At 70.6% G+C, this 16,929-nt stretch carries 16 protein-coding genes; 12 read left to right on the top strand and 4 right to left on the bottom strand.

Annotated elements, in window-relative coordinates; all coding sequences use genetic code 11:
* The first annotated feature begins 132 nt into the window (after positions 1–132).
* Positions 133–729 (top strand): helix-turn-helix domain-containing protein, encoded by a 597-nt coding sequence (locus tag AB0I88_RS17035; RefSeq protein WP_361024523.1) that lies wholly within the window; start codon positions 133–135, stop codon positions 727–729.
* On the opposite strand, the gene AB0I88_RS17030 is transcribed toward AB0I88_RS17035, so the two are convergent.
* On the bottom strand, positions 726–1,742 hold the full coding sequence (locus AB0I88_RS17030; RefSeq protein ID WP_361024520.1) for a DUF2278 family protein: 1,017 nt from the start codon (positions 1,740–1,742) through the stop codon (positions 726–728). The two genes, AB0I88_RS17035 and AB0I88_RS17030, sit on opposite strands and share 4 nt — an antisense overlap.
* A 149-nt stretch (positions 1,743–1,891) precedes the next feature.
* Here AB0I88_RS17030 and AB0I88_RS17025 point away from each other — a divergent pair, with 149 nt between their 5' ends.
* The 8 genes from AB0I88_RS17025 to AB0I88_RS16990 all read left to right on the top strand — a co-directional run bounded on the left by AB0I88_RS17025 (position 1,892) and on the right by AB0I88_RS16990 (position 9,530).
* Positions 1,892–3,199: a hemolysin family protein gene (locus tag AB0I88_RS17025; protein WP_361024517.1), complete on the top strand. Its 1,308-nt coding sequence runs from the start codon at positions 1,892–1,894 to the stop codon at positions 3,197–3,199.
* Between the two features lie 159 nt (positions 3,200–3,358).
* Positions 3,359–3,511, top strand: coding sequence for a hypothetical protein (locus tag AB0I88_RS17020; protein WP_361024514.1), 153 nt, complete (start codon positions 3,359–3,361; stop codon positions 3,509–3,511).
* Between the two features lie 79 nt (positions 3,512–3,590).
* Positions 3,591–4,250 (top strand): class I SAM-dependent methyltransferase, encoded by a 660-nt coding sequence (locus AB0I88_RS17015; protein WP_361024511.1) that lies wholly within the window; start codon positions 3,591–3,593, stop codon positions 4,248–4,250.
* A 946-nt stretch (positions 4,251–5,196) separates the two neighbouring features.
* Positions 5,197–6,189, top strand: a complete 993-nt coding sequence (locus tag AB0I88_RS17010; RefSeq protein ID WP_361024508.1) for a Ppx/GppA phosphatase family protein — start codon at positions 5,197–5,199, stop codon at positions 6,187–6,189.
* Between the two features lie 263 nt (positions 6,190–6,452).
* Positions 6,453–6,851, top strand: coding sequence for an IS200/IS605 family transposase (gene tnpA / locus AB0I88_RS17005; protein ID WP_361024505.1), 399 nt, complete (start codon positions 6,453–6,455; stop codon positions 6,849–6,851).
* Positions 6,848–8,038 carry a transposase gene (locus AB0I88_RS17000; RefSeq protein ID WP_361024502.1) on the top strand — a complete coding sequence of 397 codons (1,191 nt, stop codon included), beginning with the start codon at positions 6,848–6,850 and terminating at the stop codon, positions 8,036–8,038. Before tnpA ends, AB0I88_RS17000 begins: the two co-directional genes overlap by 4 nt.
* A gap of 80 nt (positions 8,039–8,118) precedes the next feature.
* Positions 8,119–9,237: an exo-alpha-sialidase gene (locus AB0I88_RS16995; protein ID WP_361024500.1), complete on the top strand. Its 1,119-nt coding sequence runs from the start codon at positions 8,119–8,121 to the stop codon at positions 9,235–9,237.
* A complete protein-coding gene (locus tag AB0I88_RS16990) occupies positions 9,234–9,530 on the top strand; it encodes a MoaD/ThiS family protein (protein ID WP_361024497.1) in 297 nt (98 codons plus the stop codon). The genes AB0I88_RS16995 and AB0I88_RS16990 overlap by 4 nt, the downstream gene beginning before the upstream one ends.
* 83 nt (positions 9,531–9,613) lie before the next feature.
* Here the strand turns inward: AB0I88_RS16990 and AB0I88_RS16985 are convergent, their stop codons facing one another.
* Positions 9,614–10,420 carry a hypothetical protein gene (locus AB0I88_RS16985; protein WP_361024494.1) on the bottom strand — a complete coding sequence of 269 codons (807 nt, stop codon included), beginning with the start codon at positions 10,418–10,420 and terminating at the stop codon, positions 9,614–9,616.
* Positions 10,421–10,602: 182 nt separating this feature from the next.
* On the opposite strand from AB0I88_RS16985, the gene AB0I88_RS16980 reads away from it, so the two are divergent.
* A complete protein-coding gene (locus tag AB0I88_RS16980; protein ID WP_361024491.1) occupies positions 10,603–11,151 on the top strand; it encodes a TetR family transcriptional regulator in 549 nt (182 codons plus the stop codon).
* Between the two features lie 4 nt (positions 11,152–11,155).
* Here the strand turns inward: AB0I88_RS16980 and AB0I88_RS16975 are convergent, their stop codons facing one another.
* Entirely contained in the window at positions 11,156–12,160 is a 1,005-nt protein-coding gene (locus AB0I88_RS16975) for an SDR family NAD(P)-dependent oxidoreductase (RefSeq protein WP_361024488.1), read from the bottom strand.
* A gap of 170 nt (positions 12,161–12,330) precedes the next feature.
* Here AB0I88_RS16975 and AB0I88_RS16970 point away from each other — a divergent pair, with 170 nt between their 5' ends.
* Positions 12,331–13,533 carry a hypothetical protein gene (locus tag AB0I88_RS16970; protein ID WP_361024485.1) on the top strand — a complete coding sequence of 401 codons (1,203 nt, stop codon included), beginning with the start codon at positions 12,331–12,333 and terminating at the stop codon, positions 13,531–13,533.
* Positions 13,534–13,620: 87 nt separating this feature from the next.
* The gene (locus AB0I88_RS16965; protein ID WP_361024482.1) at positions 13,621–15,879 is read left to right on the top strand and encodes an FdhF/YdeP family oxidoreductase; all 2,259 of its coding nucleotides are present in this window, start codon (positions 13,621–13,623) and stop codon (positions 15,877–15,879) included.
* Here the strand turns inward: AB0I88_RS16965 and AB0I88_RS16960 are convergent.
* Positions 15,876–16,844: a glycosyltransferase gene (locus AB0I88_RS16960; RefSeq protein WP_361024479.1), complete on the bottom strand. Its 969-nt coding sequence runs from the start codon at positions 16,842–16,844 to the stop codon at positions 15,876–15,878. The genes AB0I88_RS16965 and AB0I88_RS16960 overlap by 4 nt on opposite strands.
* Positions 16,845–16,929 lie beyond the last annotated feature (85 nt).

The raw sequence follows: 16,929 nt of genomic DNA, 5'->3' as shown, positions 1-16,929 counted from the left end.
CCACTGTGTTTCCCAGTCCGGCCAACGGTTCCTAAGCGGACGGTGGCATGGGAATGGCTTCCGTGAAATCGAGGATGATGACATTCTCGTTACCGACTAGTAACGTGACTCGTCGGTAGCAAGGGGGCGCGAGTGATCTACGGAACCCCGGCAGCACGTCGCCGTGACGCCCAGCGCAACCGCGCGGCCATCCTCGAAGCAGCGAGCGAGGTGCTGGCCCGCGACGAGCCCGGCCCCCTGATGCCCGAGATCGCCCGCCGGGCCGGCGTCGGCCAGGCCACCCTCTACCGGCACTTCCCCGACCGCACCGCGCTCACCGTCGCCGTCCTCGGCCACCAGCTCGAACTGCTGGAGAACCGGATCGCCACCCACGCCACCGAACCGGCCGGATTCCGCCACCAACTGCGCGAGGTGCTGCACTCGCTGATCGGGATGCGGCGCCTCGTCCGGCTGGCCCGCCGCTTCGACACCGCGACCCAGGAACGCTACATGCGGCGACTGGTCACCGCCTTCGCCGGACCGCTGCGCCGGGCCCGCGACCACGGCCACGTCCGCGCCGACCTCACCCCCGAAGACCTGGTGCTGCTCTTCACCATGGTCCAGAGCGTCTCCGAGGCCACCGCCGACGTCGCGGACGCCCGTGCCGCCGCGGACCGCGCCGTCGACCTGGTGCTCGACGGCGTGTTCCGGTCCGCTCAAGTCCCCGCCGGAGGCGCCGACCCGGCCTAGAAGACCACCGTCCAGCCCTCGCGCCGGCCCTGATCGGCGGTCCACGCCACCCCGTCCACCTTCAGCCCGCGGGCGTCCAGCAAGGTGAGCGTGCCGCCCCGGTTACCGAGTTGGGCCGGCGGAGCGACCCGCACCTGCGTCACCCCGCCCGGCGCCAGCCGGCCGGTCAGCGGATGCCGGCCGCCGGCCCGGTCGGCCAGCGACCAGCCGGTCAGATCCAACTCCAGCGGGGTGGTGTTCAACAGCGTCACACTCTCCGCCTCGGGCGCCGGACCGGGCGGGTTCACCAGCGCCGCCACGATCCGGACCAGATGATCGGGCTCCCCCGGGGCCGGGGTGGGCGCCGGGCCCGGCGACGGGATCCCCGGCAGCCGGTGACCGGTGATGTCATCGGTGTGCCACGCCTGCGACTGGAAAGCCAGGAAGATCGCCACCCAATCGTCCGACGCCGGGAAGTGCAGCAGCAGCGCGCCGTCCTGAAAAACGCCGTCGTCACCGGTGAACCGGCCGTCGTTGCCCTGATTCATGTGTACGTCGTGGATGCCGTTCCCGGGACGGAAGCCGAAGATCTTGTCAGGCTTCGGCTCCGGGCCCCAGGCCTCACCGAAGACGTACGCACGGGCGTCGAGATCACCGAGCGCCCGCCGCACATGATGATCGAGGAAATCGCCGAGATCGTTCTCCGGTCCCGGCGCCGCGGCCGGCACCGGGCGCATCAGCGTCCGGTCGAAGAGATTTCCGCGAATGAAATCGATCGCCGCGGTGCCGGGCCGGCTCTCGATCTCGGTGAAACCGTCGGAGAATGCGCGCACCCGGTCCAGGATCGGGTGCCGGAAGTCGTTGATCCCCAGGTAGAGCAGGTCCGGCGGGTTCAGCTGGGAACGCACGTTGACAGCCGCCCGAAAATCGGTCCCGGCCGCCCGCAGATGAATTTGATAATGAGGCGTGTCGGTGGTCTCCACGCGGCGATCGACGACAGCGGCGCGCAACACCCCGTATCTCTTCAGCGGCATGGACCGGATTCGACACCCGCGGTTGCCGGGAGTCAATGAAAAGTACCGGACAGTGTCGGCTCGCTGTCCGGCATGGATCACGATCTACCTGGGAAAGCACTCAGGCGTCCCCGGTAGCCTGGGACCTTCGCCTCTTCGTGAAGGAGTTGATGTCCGCCGTGGGCGGATACGGCTGGCAAGTTGTCCTCGTCGTGGTGCTGGTGCTGCTCAACGCGGCGTTCTCGGGCAGTGAGATGGCGCTCATCTCCCTGCGGGAGAGCCAGTTGCAGCGTCTCGAGAAGCAGTCACGCACCGGAAGGACCCTCGCCAAGCTGGCGCGGGACCCGAACCGGTTCCTCGCCACCATTCAGATCGGCATCACCCTGGCGGGCTTCCTCGCCTCCGCGGCCGCGGCCGTGTCGCTGGCGCAACCGCTGATCGAACCGCTCGGCTTCCTCGGCAGCGCCGCCGAACCGGTGTCGATCATCCTCGTCACCATCGTCCTGACATTCTTCACCCTGGTCGTCGGCGAACTCGCGCCCAAACGGATCGCCATGCAGCGCGCCGAGGGCTGGGCGCTGCTGGTCGCCCGGCCGCTCGACATCCTGGCCACCCTGTCCCGGCCGATCGTCTGGCTGCTCGGCAAATCCACCGACCTGGTCGTCCGCCTCACCGGCGGCGACCCGGACGCCGGCCGCGAGGAGGTGAGCACCGAGGAGATCCGCGACATGGTCGCCGCCCAGCAGGACATCACCGCCGAACAGCGCACCATCATCAGCGGCGCCTTCGAGATCGCCGACCGGATCCTCCGCGAGATCCTCGTCCCCCGCCGCGACGTGCTGATCCTCCCCGCCGACCTGCCCGCCCCCGAGGCCCTCGCCCGCCTCGTCAAAGCCGGGCACTCACGCGCGCCGGTGACCGGCCCGATGGGCCTCGACGACGTCCTCGGCGTCGTCCACCTGCGTGACCTGATCGCCGCCGACGGCTCGGTCAGCGACCACACGTTCACCCCGCTGTTCCTCCCCGAGACGCTCAAGGTGTCCGACGCCATGCGCCAGCTGCGCCTCCAGCGCCAGCAGTTCGCCCTGGTCGTCGACGAACGCGGCGCCATCGACGGCATCGTCACCATGGAGGACCTGGTCGAGGAGGTGGTCGGCGAGATCTACGACGAGACCGACCGCGACGTGCAGTCGGTCATCCACGAGGACGACGGCGCCATGCTCCTGCCCGGCACCTTCCCGATCCACGACCTGCCCGACATCGGCGTCGAGATCGAGGAGACCGACGCCGGCGACTACACCACGGTGGCAGGCATGGTCCTGGCCCGGCTCGGCCACATCCCCACCGTCCCCGGCGAGATCGTCACCATCGACGGCCACACCGCCGAAGTCGTCGAGATCACCGGCCGCGCGATCACCAAACTGCGTCTGCGGCCCCTCGCCGGCCCTCCCCCCGAGCAAGAGGAAACCCAGATCTGACCGGTGGGGCCGGATCCTTGGTCCGGCCCCACCGGAATGGGTTGCGGGTCGTGCTCCCCGCCCACGCTTTACACCTGTTCGCCGAGGCCCGGACCGGCGAGTGCTTCCCGCCCGCGCGGGATGATCCCGCATCCATCAGCGAGCGGCCACCGCAGAGCCGTGCTCCCCGCCCACGGGGATGTTCCGGCCTGCGGCTTCGCCGGCGCGTTCGCCCGCATCGTCGACGTCCTCGAACTCGAGAACCATCAACTCCGCACCGGCACTGGTAGAACCGGCCGTTTCGTCGCCCTGACCGCCGCACGCGAACGCTGAGCCGTCCCTATAGGAGTGGCTCGGGCGGCCGGAGGTAGATTCGCCGCCACAACGGTCTCGACGGGAAGGTCAACGGGCAATGGACGCCAGGACCGAAGAACTGCGAGATGCGCATGACGTGCTCTCGGAGTGGTACGCCAAGAACCTGGTCGGGGTTCTCGAGAGCATGCCGATCGAGCGGGCGATGCTCGACCTGTTCGCCGAGATGACCTCGGCTGTGGGCGCGCAGATCGCGGACGTGGGCTGCGGCACCGGACGCCTACTTCCCTACCTGGCGAGCCGGGGCCTGTCGCCTCGCGGCGTGGATCTCTCGCCCAAGATGATCGAGGTGGCACAACGGGAGAACCCCGACTTCACATACGAGGTCGCCGACCTGCGCGACCTGCCGTTCGAGGACGCGTCGCTGGCGGGGGTGGTGTGTTGGTTCTCGCTGATCTACCTGGCGCCAGACGCCAGAGCTGCGGCCTTCGCCGAACTCGCTCGGGTAGTGAAGCCGGGCGGATATCTGGTGACCGCCTTCAAGCACGGCGATGGCACCTTGCACCGTAACGCCCCCGGCAGCCTCGTCGAGAGCTTCGGCGTCGACTTCGACCGGCACTGGCTCTCCGCCCGTGAAATGGAGGAACGCTTCGCCGCCGCCGGATTCGTCTTGGTCTTCCAGGGCAGCACACCACCCGAAGAACGGGAACTTGCATACGGGTACATGCTGGTCCGCAAGACCGAATCCGGAAGCGCGTAGCCGCAGCTCCTGATGACCTGGGCAACCATTGCCGCCACCAGCCTCAAGTCGAACTGGCTGCCTGCTCGATCGGGCACATGGTGCGGATGCCGCGGCTGAACGTCGCCGTGATGGCTGAGGCCGGGGAGACGGGCCACGGATCACGGGCCATCGGTGTTCCGCAGACGTGACACCCGCAACGGGTGTCGTCACACCCACTACGGGTGTCGCGTTCTCCGAGCACACATCGCCCCGCACGCCGGCCCTCCGCCCACCGGATGCCAGGGCGCCAGGGCGCCAGGGCGCCGGCCCTCCGCCCACCGGGTGCCAGGACGCCAGGGCGCCGGCCCTCCGCCCATCGGGCGCTGTGGGCGCCCGCCCGGCGGGCAGATGGGGCCGAGCGATTCGGCGCGCGCGCAGGGCCCTGCGTGGTCGCTTACGAGTGTTACATCGGTGCTCGGGGGCACACCGTCGGTGCGCTGTGCGCCCGCCCCGCCTGCCCGCCCGCCCGGCGGGCAGGCGGGCGGGGCGGGCGGGCGATTTCACCCACGAGATCGTGGATCTCGGGTGGGCAGTTCGCACGCTCCCCGCGCAGGCGGGCATGAACCCCGTGATCGTCGACCTTGGTTACGGCCGCTGTTACGCTCCCCGCGCACGCGGGGATGAACCGTACAACTCGTCCGCCGGCCTGGTCGGCCCGGCACGCTCCCCGCGCACGCGGGGGTGAACCGAACAAGATGCTGGTGCTCGACCCCTCGTTCGAACGCTCCCCACGCACGCGGGGACGGATCGAGGGTCTGCTCGATGTGGGTGCTGCGTAGCGCGTACCGGTGCTGGGAATGGATGTGGGCCGGTCCGCTCGCAGACGTGCCGGCAAGGGCGAGGATCGATCACGCTCGGCGGGTGGGTGGGACGATGGGAGCGTGTCGTTGCCTCACTGGCGTTACCTCCGAAGGTGGTCGCACCCATGACCGTGGAGTTCCTGGGTATGCGGCGGTCCATGCGGCTGGGTGTGCTGGACGTCGGCTCGAACACGGTCAACCTGGTGGTGGCCGACGCGGAGTCGGGGCTGCCGCTGCCGGTGCACACGTGGGAGCGTCGGCCGCGGCTGTCGCACCGGCTGCCCGCCGACGGCACGATCGGTGACGAGGCGCTGCAGCGGATGATCATCGTGGTGGGTCAGGCGGCCGCGGAGGCGCGGCGGGCCGGGGTGAACCGGATGTTCGCCTACGCCACGGCGGTGGTGCGGGACGCGCCCAACCGGGACGAGGTGCTGACCGCGGTCGAGAAGGCCACCGGGGTACGCCTCGGCACGCTCTCCGGTATCGAGGACGCCCGGCTCACCTTCCTGGCGGCCCGGCGCTGGCTGGGCTGGCAGGCCGGGCCGATGCTGATGGTGGACATCGGCGGCGGCTGCCTGGAGGTGGCTTTCGGGCGGGACCGGCTGCCCGAGTCGGCCATGTCGCTGCCGCTCGGCGCCGGCCGGCTGACTCGCGAGTTCCTCCGCGACGGTGACCCGCCGTCGCCGCGGGCGGTGAAGCGGCTGCGGCGGCACGTGCGTGATCGGTTCTCGGAGGTCGCGGCGCGTACGTCGTGGGAGTCGCCGCGCACCTCGGTGGCCGCGTCGAAGACCTTCCAGCAGCTGGCCCGGCTGGCCGGGGCGCCGCCGATGCGGCTCGGCCCGTTCGTGCCGCGGGAGTTGCGGGCCCGGGCGCTGCAACCGTGGATCAAGCGGCTGGCCGCGATGCCCAGCCCCAAGCGGGCCCGGCTGCCCGGAGTGTCGCCGCACCGGGCCCGGCAGATCCTGGCCGGGGCGATCGTGGCGCACGAGGTGATGCGCCGGCTGGGTGTCGACTCGCTGCGGATCTGCCCGTGGGGTCTGCGTGAGGGCATTCTGCTGCGCGAGCTGGAGGCCCGTCAGGTTCCGCTGGTCAACGCCGCCTGGGTGCCGTGGGAGTGAGCGGAGACGGTGGCCGACGGGACCGGCTGGCCGGAATCGCCCGCACGCTTCCGGGATGACCCCGATCGGTCGAACATTCGTCCTAGACTCCCCAGGGTGATGTGACGCGCACCATCAAAAGCTTCCCGAGGGGACTGTCGCCTTCAGGCGGCAGGTGAATCGGATAGCTCGCGTAGCGGGACAGGGAAAGGCTGCGTGGCAGCGCAGCCATGATCGCACCACCAGTGCGACTGATAGACGCAACAACTCATAATGCTCGATTCATGGCTCGCGAAGTGCAGGTTTGCGCCGGGGCGGCGGACGGCCTCGGATACCACGTGGTGTGGTGTCCGAAGTACCGCCGTCCCGTGCTGACCCCGCCTGTCACGGCCTGCTGTGATGAGCTGATCCGCGTCAAGTGCGCCGCCGACGGGTGGCGGGTGATCGTGCTGGAGGTGATGCCCGGCCACGTGCGCCTGTTCGTCACGGCCCACCCGGCGGACTCTCCGGCGCACGTCGCGAACCAGGTCAAGGGCTTCACCTCACGGGTACTGCGGGCCGAGTTCGCCGAACTGCGCTCGAAGCTGCCGACCCTGTGGTCCCGGTCGTACCTTGCTGCGACCGTGCAGCGGTACATCGACACCCAGTACGGACGTCCGTGGCGTAAGCGGCGTGCCCGGTGAGGCGCGCCTACAAGTTCCTGCTGCGGCCGACCGTGGGTCAGCAGGCCGCCCTGACCGCCTGTCTGGATGATCACCGGCAGCTGTACAACGCCGCGTTGCAGGAACGCCGCGACGCCTACCGCAAACGGAAGGTGTCGATCCGCTACGGTGACCAGTCCGCCCAGCTCAAAGACATCCGCCGCGACGACCCGGACGGTCAGGGGCGCTGGTCGTTCTCCTCCCAGCAGGCCACCCTTCGGCGTCTCGACAAGGCGTTCCAGGCGTTCTTCCGCCGACTCAAGGCCGGACAGACCCCGGGCTTCCCCCGGTTCAAGGGGGCCGGCTGGTTCGACACCGTCGACTGGCCCAAGGACCGCGACGGCTGCCGCTGGAACTCCACCCCCGACAGCGGGCAAACCCGCGTCTACCTGCAAGGCATCGGCCACATCCGGGTCCACGCCCACCGCACGGTCGAAGGTATCGTCAAGACGATCAGCGTCAAACGCGAAGGCCGCCGCTGGTACCTGGTGCTGTCCTGCGACGACGTGCCCGCCCTCGACCTGCCCGAAACCGGCCGGGCCACTGGCATCGACATGGGCATCGCCTCGTTCCTCACCACCGCAGACGGCGAGCAGATCATCAACCCCCGGCACGGCCGCCGCACCGCCGAACGGCTCGCAGCGGCCCAGCGTCACGCCGCCTCCTTCGGCCGTAAGAAGGCCGCCGACCGCAGCCGCCGCCACCGGCAAGCCGTGGCCCGCGTGGCCGCCCTGCACGCCAAGGTCCGCCGCCGCCGCCTCGACCACGCCCACAAGACCGCCCGCCGGCTGGTCGCCACCTACGACGTCATCGCCTGCGAAGCCCTGCGCATCACCAACATGACCCGCTCCGCCTCCGGCACCGCGGAGCAGCCGGGCACCAACGTCGCCCAGAAGACCGGCCTGAACCGGTCGATCCTCGACGCGGGCTGGGGGGTGTTCCTCACCGTACTGCGAGCCAAGGCTGAAAGCGCCGGACGCGTGATCGTCGAGGTCGACCCCGCCAACACCTCCCGCACCTGCCCACAACCGGAATGCGGGCACGTGGCGAAGGAGAACCGCCCCACCCAAGCCGACTTCCGGTGCGTGTCGTGCGGCTACGCCGACCACGCCGACGTCGTCGGTGCTACGAACATACTCAGGGCCGGGCTGGCCCTTCTGACATCCTGAACGGACGTCAGCGAAGCCGCTCCGTTTAAGGGGCGGAGGAGTCACCATGCGTCTATGGGCCAACAGGAGGGGAGTGGAACGTGAGTGGTGTTCGATTGCTCGTCGGCACCCGCAAGGGTCTGTTCATCCTGACCTCGGACGGAAAGCGCGAAGACTGGAAGGTGGACGGTCCGCATTTCGCCGGATGGGAGATCTACCATGCCAACGGTTCGCCGGTGGACACCGACCGGCTCTACGTGTCGCAGTCCGGTGGCTGGTTCGGTCAGATCATCCAGCGCTCCGACGACGGCGGCGCCAACTGGGAGACGGTCGACAACGATTTCACCTACAACGGCGACGTCGGCGACCATCTCTGGTACGACGGGACGCCGCGCCCGTGGGAGTTCAAACGCGTCTGGCATCTGGAGCCGTCCCGCACCGACCCCGACACGGTGTATGCCGGGGTCGAGGACGCGGCCCTCTACAAGAGCACCGACGGCGGCCAGAAGTGGGTGGAGCTGACCGGGCTGCGCACCCACCCGTCGGCGCCCAAGTGGCAGCCCGGCGCGGGCGGCATGTGCCTGCACACCATCCTGCTCGACCCGGTGAACCCGGACCGCATCTTCGTGGCGATCTCCGCGGCCGGGGTGTTCCGCACCGACGACGGCGGCATCACCTGGCAGCCGGTCAACCGCGGTCTCCAGAGCCAGATGGAGCTGCCCGACCCGGACGCCGAGGTGGGCCACTGCGTGCACCGGCTCGCCATGCATCCGTCCCGCCCGGACACGCTGTTCATGCAGAAACACTGGGACGTGATGCGTTCCGACGACGCCGGCGCCAACTGGCGTGAGGTCAGCGGCGACCTGCCGACCGACTTCGGCTTCCCGATCGCGGTGCACGCGCACGAGCCGGAGACCATCTACGTGGTGCCGGTCACCAGCGATCAGCAGCACTTCGTGATGGACGGCAAGCTGCGTGTCTACCGCAGCCGCACCGGGGGCGAGCACTGGGAGGCGCTCACCGCCGGCCTGCCGCAGGAGCACTGCTACGTCAACGTGCTCCGCGACGCCATGGCGGTCGACACGCTCGACTCCTGCGGCATCTACTTCGGCACCAGCGGCGGCCAGGTGTACGCGTCCGCCGACAGCGGCGACACGTGGCGGGCCGTGGTCCGGGACCTGCCGCCGGTGCTGTCCGTGGAAGTGCAGGTGCTGCCGTGATCCGAGTCGTCCTCCCGCCTCACCTGCGCAATCTCGCGCAGGTGACCGGGGAGGTGCGGGTCGAGGTGCCCGGTGAGGTCACCCAGCGGCACGTGCTCGACGCGGTCGAGGAGCGCTATCCGATGCTGCGCGGCACCATGCGCGACCGGGTGACCGGCAAGCGGCGGGCGCTGGTGCGGTTCTTCGCCTGTGAGGAGGACCTGTCCAACGAGTCGCCGGACGATCCGCTGCCGGACCGGGTCGTCAAGGGCGAGGAGCCGTTCCTGGTGGTCGGCGCGATGGCCGGCGGCTGAACCGGTACGGCGAGACGGCGGCCGGAGTGCAGCCGGCCGCCGCCCGTTCCGGGCTCAGCGAGCACTTCCGCCGCCTGCCCCGATCATGGTGATCCGGCCGCGCCGCCGGTTGTTCCGGTGCCGGTGCCGCCGCCGGTTGTTCCGGTGCCGCCGGTCGTGTCGGTGCCGCCGCCGGTTGTTCCGGTGCCGCCGGTCGTGTCGGTGCCGCCACCTGTCGTTCCCGTTCCGCCCGTGGTGTCGGTTCCGCCGGTGTTACCGGGGGGCGGGGAGGTGGTGGGTGTGGGTGACGCTCCGCCGGTTGTTCCGGTGCCGCCGCCTGTCGTTCCCGTTCCGCCCGTGGTGTCGGTTCCGCCGGTGTTACCGGGGGACGGCGAGGTGGTGGGTGTGGGTGACGCTCCGCCGGTGTTGCCGCCGGTTGTTCCGGTTCCGCCGGTGTCACCGGGGGACGGGGAGGTGGTGGGTGTGGGTGACGCTCCGCCGGTGTTGCCGCCGGTTGTTCCGGTTCCGCCGGTGTCACCCGGGGACGGCGAGGTGGTAGGCGCCGGAGTGCCCGCTCCACCAGGGGCGCCGGTTCCCGGCTGCTGGCCGGGGGCGCTCGTTCCGGTTGGCTGATCCGGTCCCCATTGCTGGTATTCGACGATCAGGATGAACATCCGTTTGTTGCCGATGTGTTCATCGGTGCAGCCCTGGCTTTGCCACAGTCCGATATGATGCCCCATCTGGTTGATGGTCTGGCATGCGGACATCGAGCCGAAATGGCCGATGACATTATCCGATCCGGACCCCGGGGGAGGGTTGCCGGGCCCCGCGTGCGCGATGCCCGATCCGAATATCGCACCGGCCAACAGTCCGATTCCAGCGACGGCCAGCCCCCGTTTTGCCTTGCTCATGTCGTACCTTTCTACGCGTAACGCCATGTCCCGGATAGCTGAGCACGGTGCCGGAGAGGTGTTGTCCGCAACGGGCGAACCCGGCCGGTCCGGGCCACCGGTTCGGCCCGCGAGGGCTACGCGGCCGTGGCGGCACGAGCCTGCCGGGACTGCCGATGCTGGTGGCGGCATACGATCAGGGCATGGTCAGGCGTACCGGGGAGGCGACCCGCGAGGGGATCCGCAATGCGGCGGCGCGTCTGTTCCGGGAGCGCGGTTTCGCGCGTACGTCGGTGCGTGACATCGCCGCGCAGGCCGCCACCGATCCGGCCCTGGTGATCCGCCACTTCGGAACGAAGGAACTGCTGTTCCTGGACACCATGCATCTGACGATCGACGACGAGCCGCTGCTCGACGTGCCGCTGGAGCGGTTCGGTGAGCGTTTCATCGAGGTGGTGCTGGCCGACCAGGACATCCGCGGCGTCTACCTGGCGCTGGTGCGCGGCAGCAACGAGCCGCGGATCAGGGCCCGTCTTCAGGCCATTCACGAGCGCACCTTCGTCGAGCCGGTCCGGGCCCGTCTGACCGGCCCGGACGCCGACGTCCGGGCCCGTCTGGCCGCGGCGGTGGTCGGTGGTCTCCTCTACGCCCTCTGGGTGGTGGAGGACGAGCATCTGGTGACCGCCGACCGTCCGGTCCTGGTGGAGCGTTACGGCGCGCTGTTGCAGCAGGCCCTGACGCCGCGCGGGTGACGGGTCACTGCACGGACCAGCCGCCGTCGGACGGCAGGATCACCCCGTTGAGGTTCACCCCGTCGTCGCTGAGCAGGAAGGTGATCGGCGCGGCCAGGTGCTCGGCCTGCGCCACGCCCGGGATGAGCTGCAGGAACGGGCCGGTCCGCCCGCGCCCGAACTCGGAGACGTCAACGGGCGCCATACCGGTGGCCACCCCGCCCGGCGCCACCGCGTTGGTCCGGATGCCCTCGTGCCCGTACATGAAAGCGGTGTTCTTGGTGATGCCGAGGACCGCGTGCTTGGACGCGGTGTAGGCGACGCCCGCCGCGTTGCCGCGCAGTGCGGCCTCGGACGCCACGTTGACGATCGAGCCGCGCCCGGCCGCCCGCATGACCGGCAGGACGGCCCGGGTGAGGCGGAAGACGCCGTCGACGTTGACCGCGAAGACCTTCTCCCAGATCGTGTCGGACGTCTCGTGGGCGGCGCTGAAGTCGTCGACCACGCCCGCGATGTTGGCCAGCCCGTCGATCCGGTCGCCGGCGGCGGCCACGATCCGGTCGATGTCGCCCGACCGGGTGATGTCCCCGGCGACGGCGACGAACGACTCGCCCAGTTCGGCCTCGGCCTCCTTGAGCCGATCGGCGGTGATGTCGACGCCGATGACGCGGCCGCCCTCGCGGACGATGCGGGACGCGGTGGCCCGTCCGATGCCGGAGGCGGCGCCGGTCACGATCACCGTCTTGCCGTCGAAGCGGCCCGGGGTGATCCGTTCCCGCCAGCCGGTGCTCTCGCCGGACTCGACGGGGGCGACGCCGCCGTTGACCTTGAGCACCAGGTCGTCGATGAGCGACTGCGGCATCTTGCCCTGGCTGAGGGCGACCAGTTGCTGGAGCGGGAGCCCGCGGACCGGCGCGAGCGACGAGGCGTCGGCGCCGCCTGCCGCGAGCAGTTCGCCGAGGGCCGGTCCGCCCTCCGGGTGGTCCAGCCATTCGCCGACGGTGTTCGCCGCGGTCAAGGGCTTCGTCATCGGTGGTTCTTCCCTTCGATCGGGGAAAGGGGCAGCGGAGGTAAACTTAGTTGACTTTCGCATCTTGGGTAACCCGGCAGTCGTCTGATAGCGGTCGCGATCTCGCCGGCGGTGCGGCCGCTGCGCTGTCGCCGTCCCCGGCCCGGCCGTAATTCGAGTACGGTCCACCAATGGGACTGCTGGACAGGTTCGCCGGTTCGCCGCGCCGCCGTTTCGCCCAGCTCGCTCTCCGGGTGGCCCGGCGGACCCCCGGCGTGGAGCGTGCGGTCTACCAGCCGGACGACTTCGCCATCGCGATCCACCGGACCGGGATCGCCGGCCCGGCCCATCTCTACCTGTCCAACGTCTTCCGGGAGACCGCGGACGCCTCCCCGGCCGAACGCCGGGAGCGGCTCGAGCGCCTCATCCGGCTGATGGCGCCGATGCCCGAGGACGATTGGGATTCGGTACGCGGAAAGCTGCGCCCGGTGTTGCGCCCGGTGACGTTCGGGGTGGCCGGGCCGACCGGGATGCGCCCGCCGTTGTCCCGCCCCGCGATGCCGTACCTGCGGGAGCTGGTCGTGATCGACGCGCCCGAGGCGATGGCCTACGTGCCACCCGACCGGCTGGAGACCTGGGGCGTGCCGGTCGAGGAGGTGTTCGCGGCCGCCCGGGAGAACCTGGCGGCGATGGCCGGCGGCGTACTGGACCGGCCGTGGCGTGACGGCATGGCGATCAGCATGCTCGACGACGGCGACGGCTACTTCACCTCGATGCTGCTGACGCCCGGCTGGCTGTCCGAGGTGGGGGAGCGGATGGGCGGCCCGGCCCTGGCGTTCGTGCCGGACAGCAACACCCTGCTGGTCACCCCGCTGCCGGACACCGGCGCGGAGCAGCTCTACGCCGCCGTCGAGCACGCCTTCGGCGAGGCGGTCCGCTACCTGTCCCCGGTCGGCTACGTCGCCGGGCCGGACGGGCGTTCGGTGCCGTACACGCCGCCGCCCGGCCACCCGCACCACCTGCCGGCCCGCCGCGCCGACGCCGTGCTGGCGCTGACCGAGTACTCGAACCAGACCGACTGGCTCGCCGAGCAGTACACGAAAGCCGGCGTCGACGTGCACGTGGGCAGCCTGCTCGCGGTCGAGCCGCCCGACGGCGGCCCGGTCGAGACCGTCGCCACCTGGACCGAGGGCGTGAGCACTCTGCTGCCCCGGGCCGACACGGTGGCGTTCGCCCGGCCCGGCGCCGGCATCGACTTCCGGGTGCCGTGGCGGATCGCCGAGGAGCACGCCGGGCTGTGCCCGGAGCCGTTGTTCGCCCCGGTCCGCTACCGGGTGGAGACGTGGCCGTCCGCCGACGTGCTGGACGGGCTGCGGCTGCACAGCCTCGACTGAGCATTCTCAGGTTGCCGATCCCGCACGGTGGGGCGCACGGTGGTCGGGGGAGACTGCACCCGAACGCACGGTGAGGGGAAGGGTCCGATGACAGCCTTCGACGAGGAGGAAGCCCACCTGCGGGTGGGACCACCGGCCGACCACGTGGCAGGGCTCGAGGCGGTGCGCCTGAGCATGGCGAACGCCGTACGCAAGATGGGTGTGCGCAAGTCGGTGCGCAACCTGCGCGCCCTGAACCAGCACGACGGCGTCGACTGCATGAGCTGCGCCTGGCCGGACCCGCAAGGCCGGCGGCACACGGTCGAGTTCTGCGAGAACGGGGCGAAGGCGGTCTCCTGGGAGGGCCAGCGGGACACCGTCGGCCCGGAGTTCTTCGCGGCGCATCCGATCGCCGACCTGGCCGGGCGGACCGATCACTGGCTGGAGAAGCAGGGCCGGCTCACCCATCCGATGGTCCGGCGTGACGGCGGCACGCACTACGAGCCGATCTCCTGGGACGACGCGTTCGCCCTGATCGGCTCGTTCCTGCGTGACCTGGACAGCCCGGACGAGGCGGCGTTCTACACCTCGGGGCGGGCCGGCAACGAGGCCGCGTTCGTCTATCAGCTGCTGGCCCGGGCGCTCGGCACCAACAATCTGCCGGACTGTTCGAACCTGTGCCACGAGTCGACCGGCACCGCGCTGATGCGCACCATCGGCGTCGGCAAGGGCTCGGTCACCCTGGACGACCTGCACTCCGCCGACCTGATCGTGGTCTCCGGGCAGAACCCGGGCACCAACCATCCGCGCATGCTGACCGCCCTGGAGGTCGCCAAGCGGGACGGCGCGAAGATCCTGGCGGTCAACCCGCTGCCGGAGGCCGGGCTGATCCGCTTCGACAACCCGCAGAAGGTTCGCGGCCTGGTCGGCGCCGGCACCCCGCTGGCCGACCGGCTGCTGCGGATCCGTTCCAACGGCGACCTGGCGCTCTGGCAGGCGATCGGCCACCTGCTGCTGCGCAAGGGTGTCGCCGACCGCGAGTTCATCGGGTCGTCCACTGTCGGGTTCGAGGCCTGGGCGAAACACGTCGCCGGCATCGACCGGGACACCGTGCTCGCGGCCACCGGCCTCGGCTGGGACGAGATCGAGGCCGCCGCCGACATGCTCGCCTCGGCGAAACGGATCGTGCACTGCTGGGCGATGGGCATCACCCAGCACCGCAACGCGGTCGCCACGATCAAGGAGTTCGTCAACGTCGCCCTGCTCCAGGGCATGATCGGCAAGCCGGGGGCGGGGCTCTGCCCGGTGCGCGGGCACTCCAACGTGCAGGGTGACCGCAGCATGGGCATCTGGGAGAGGCCGCCCGCCGCCTTCCTGGACCGGTTGCGCGACGAGTTCGGGTTCGAGCCGCCCCGCGAGCACGGCCACGACGCCGTCGACACGGTCCGCGCCTTCCGCGACGGCCGGGCGAAGGTGTTCCTCGCGCTGGGCGGCAACTTCGTGGGCGCCATGCCGGACACCGACGTGACCGCCGCGGCGATGCGTGCGGCGGCGCTGACCGTGCAGATCTCCACGAAACTGAACCGCAGCCACGTCGAGGCCGGGCGTACCGCGCTGATCCTGCCGACGCTCGGGCGTACCGAACAGGATCTGACCGGCGGCCGACCGCAGCGGGTCACCGTGGAGGACTCGATGTCGGCGGTGCACGCCTCCCGCGGCCGGTCCGCGCCGGTGGGGCCGCTGCTGCGTTCCGAGGTGGACATCGTCTGCGGCATCGCGGCCGCCGCCCTCGGCGGCCGGTACGGCATCCCGTGGGACGCGTTCGCCGCCGACTACGACGAGATCCGGGAGCGGATCGGCCGGGTGGTGCCGGGCTGCGACGGCTACGCCGCGAAGATCCGCGACGGCGGGTTCACCATGCCGCACCCGCCGAGGGACTCGCGCACCTTCCCGACCCCGGAGGGCAAGGCCGTCTTCACGGTCAGCCCGCTGGAGGTGATGACCGTGCCGGAGGGCCGGCTCGTGCTGCAGACGCTGCGCAGCCACGACCAGTTCAACACCACGATCTACGGGCTGGACGACCGGTACCGGGGGATCAGCCGGGGCCGCCGGGTGGTCTTCATCAACGCCGCCGACCTGGCCGAACTGGGGTTCGCCGACGGCGACGTGGTGAACCTGGTCTCCGAGTGGGCCGACGGCGTCGAGCGGCGTGCCGAGCGGTTCCGGCTGGTCGGCTACGACACCCCGAAAGGTTGTGTGGCCGCCTACTACCCGGAGACGAACCCGCTGGTCCCGCTCGACTCGCAGGCCGAGGAGAGCGGGACGCCCACGTCCAAGTGGGTGCAGGTACGCCTCGAGCGGGTCTAGACGGAGACGTTGTCCGTGGTGGGCGGGGCGCTCTCGAACAGCCCCGCCAGGGTCTCCACGCCACCGCCCCAGGCGGCCGCGAGGACGGCGGCGACCACGGCCATCGCCTGCAGCGCGTGCACGGTCCCGCGGCCGGTCACCGCGTGCGCCAGGTTCCGGGCCACGGCACGCGGCAGCGTACGCCGCAGGTAGTCCTTCTCGGTGCCGAGCTCCTGGTCGTCCGGCATCAGACCGGCCATCTGCACCTTGCCCCGGCCCTCGGCGTAGCAGCGCCGCATCAGGAACCCGAACGTCGACCGGTCGGCCGGCACCTCGTGGTCGATGGTGGCGTGCGGCACGTACATCCAGCGGCCGCCGGCCACCGCGCTCATCCGCAGGCACAGCTCGGTGTCCTCGGGCCGGTTCTGGTCGCCCAGCTTGCCGAAGCCGGTGCGGAAACCACCGACCGCCAGGAACGCGTCCCGCCGCACGATCATGTTCGCCGACCAGACGTTGCGGATCGGCGCCGTGGTGGTGGGCATCCCGGTGTAGGAGACGCCGACCGTCCAGAGCAGCTCGTCGGGCATCCAGGGCGGGCGCGGTCCGGCCCAGGCGGGGATGATGCCGCCGCCGGTGCCGACCACCGACGGGTCGGCGAACGGGGTCAGCTGGTGGGCGAGCCAGTCCGGGCTCGCCACCGTGTCGTCGTCGAGGAACGCGATGAACGGCGTACGCGTGTGGAAGGCGCCGGTGTTGCGGTTGCCGGAGGCGCCGCGCGCGTACGCGTTCTCCAGCACGGTCACGCCGGGGAACGTGAGCTTCACCCGGGCGGCCATCTCCGGGTTGTGGTCGACCACGACCACGATCTCGGTCGCCGCACGCGTCTGCGCCTGAGCGGAGGCGATCGTACGGGCGAGCGACGCCCACCGTTTCTCACTGTGTGTCGGGATGACGATGCTGACGTCGGAAGTGCTGTTGTGCTCCAAGCCGTTTGCTCCTGGGCGACGGCGCATGACGCGGTGGGGAGGCGCGATGTGCGAAACGAGTGTGGACACGGGGGATCCGGGGTGG

The sequence above is a fragment of the Actinoplanes sp. NPDC049802 genome, assembly GCF_040656595.1.
In the GTDB taxonomy this organism is placed as follows: Bacteria; Actinomycetota; Actinomycetes; order Mycobacteriales; family Micromonosporaceae; genus Actinoplanes.
This window is presented reverse-complemented; position numbering and strand designations above follow the sequence as displayed.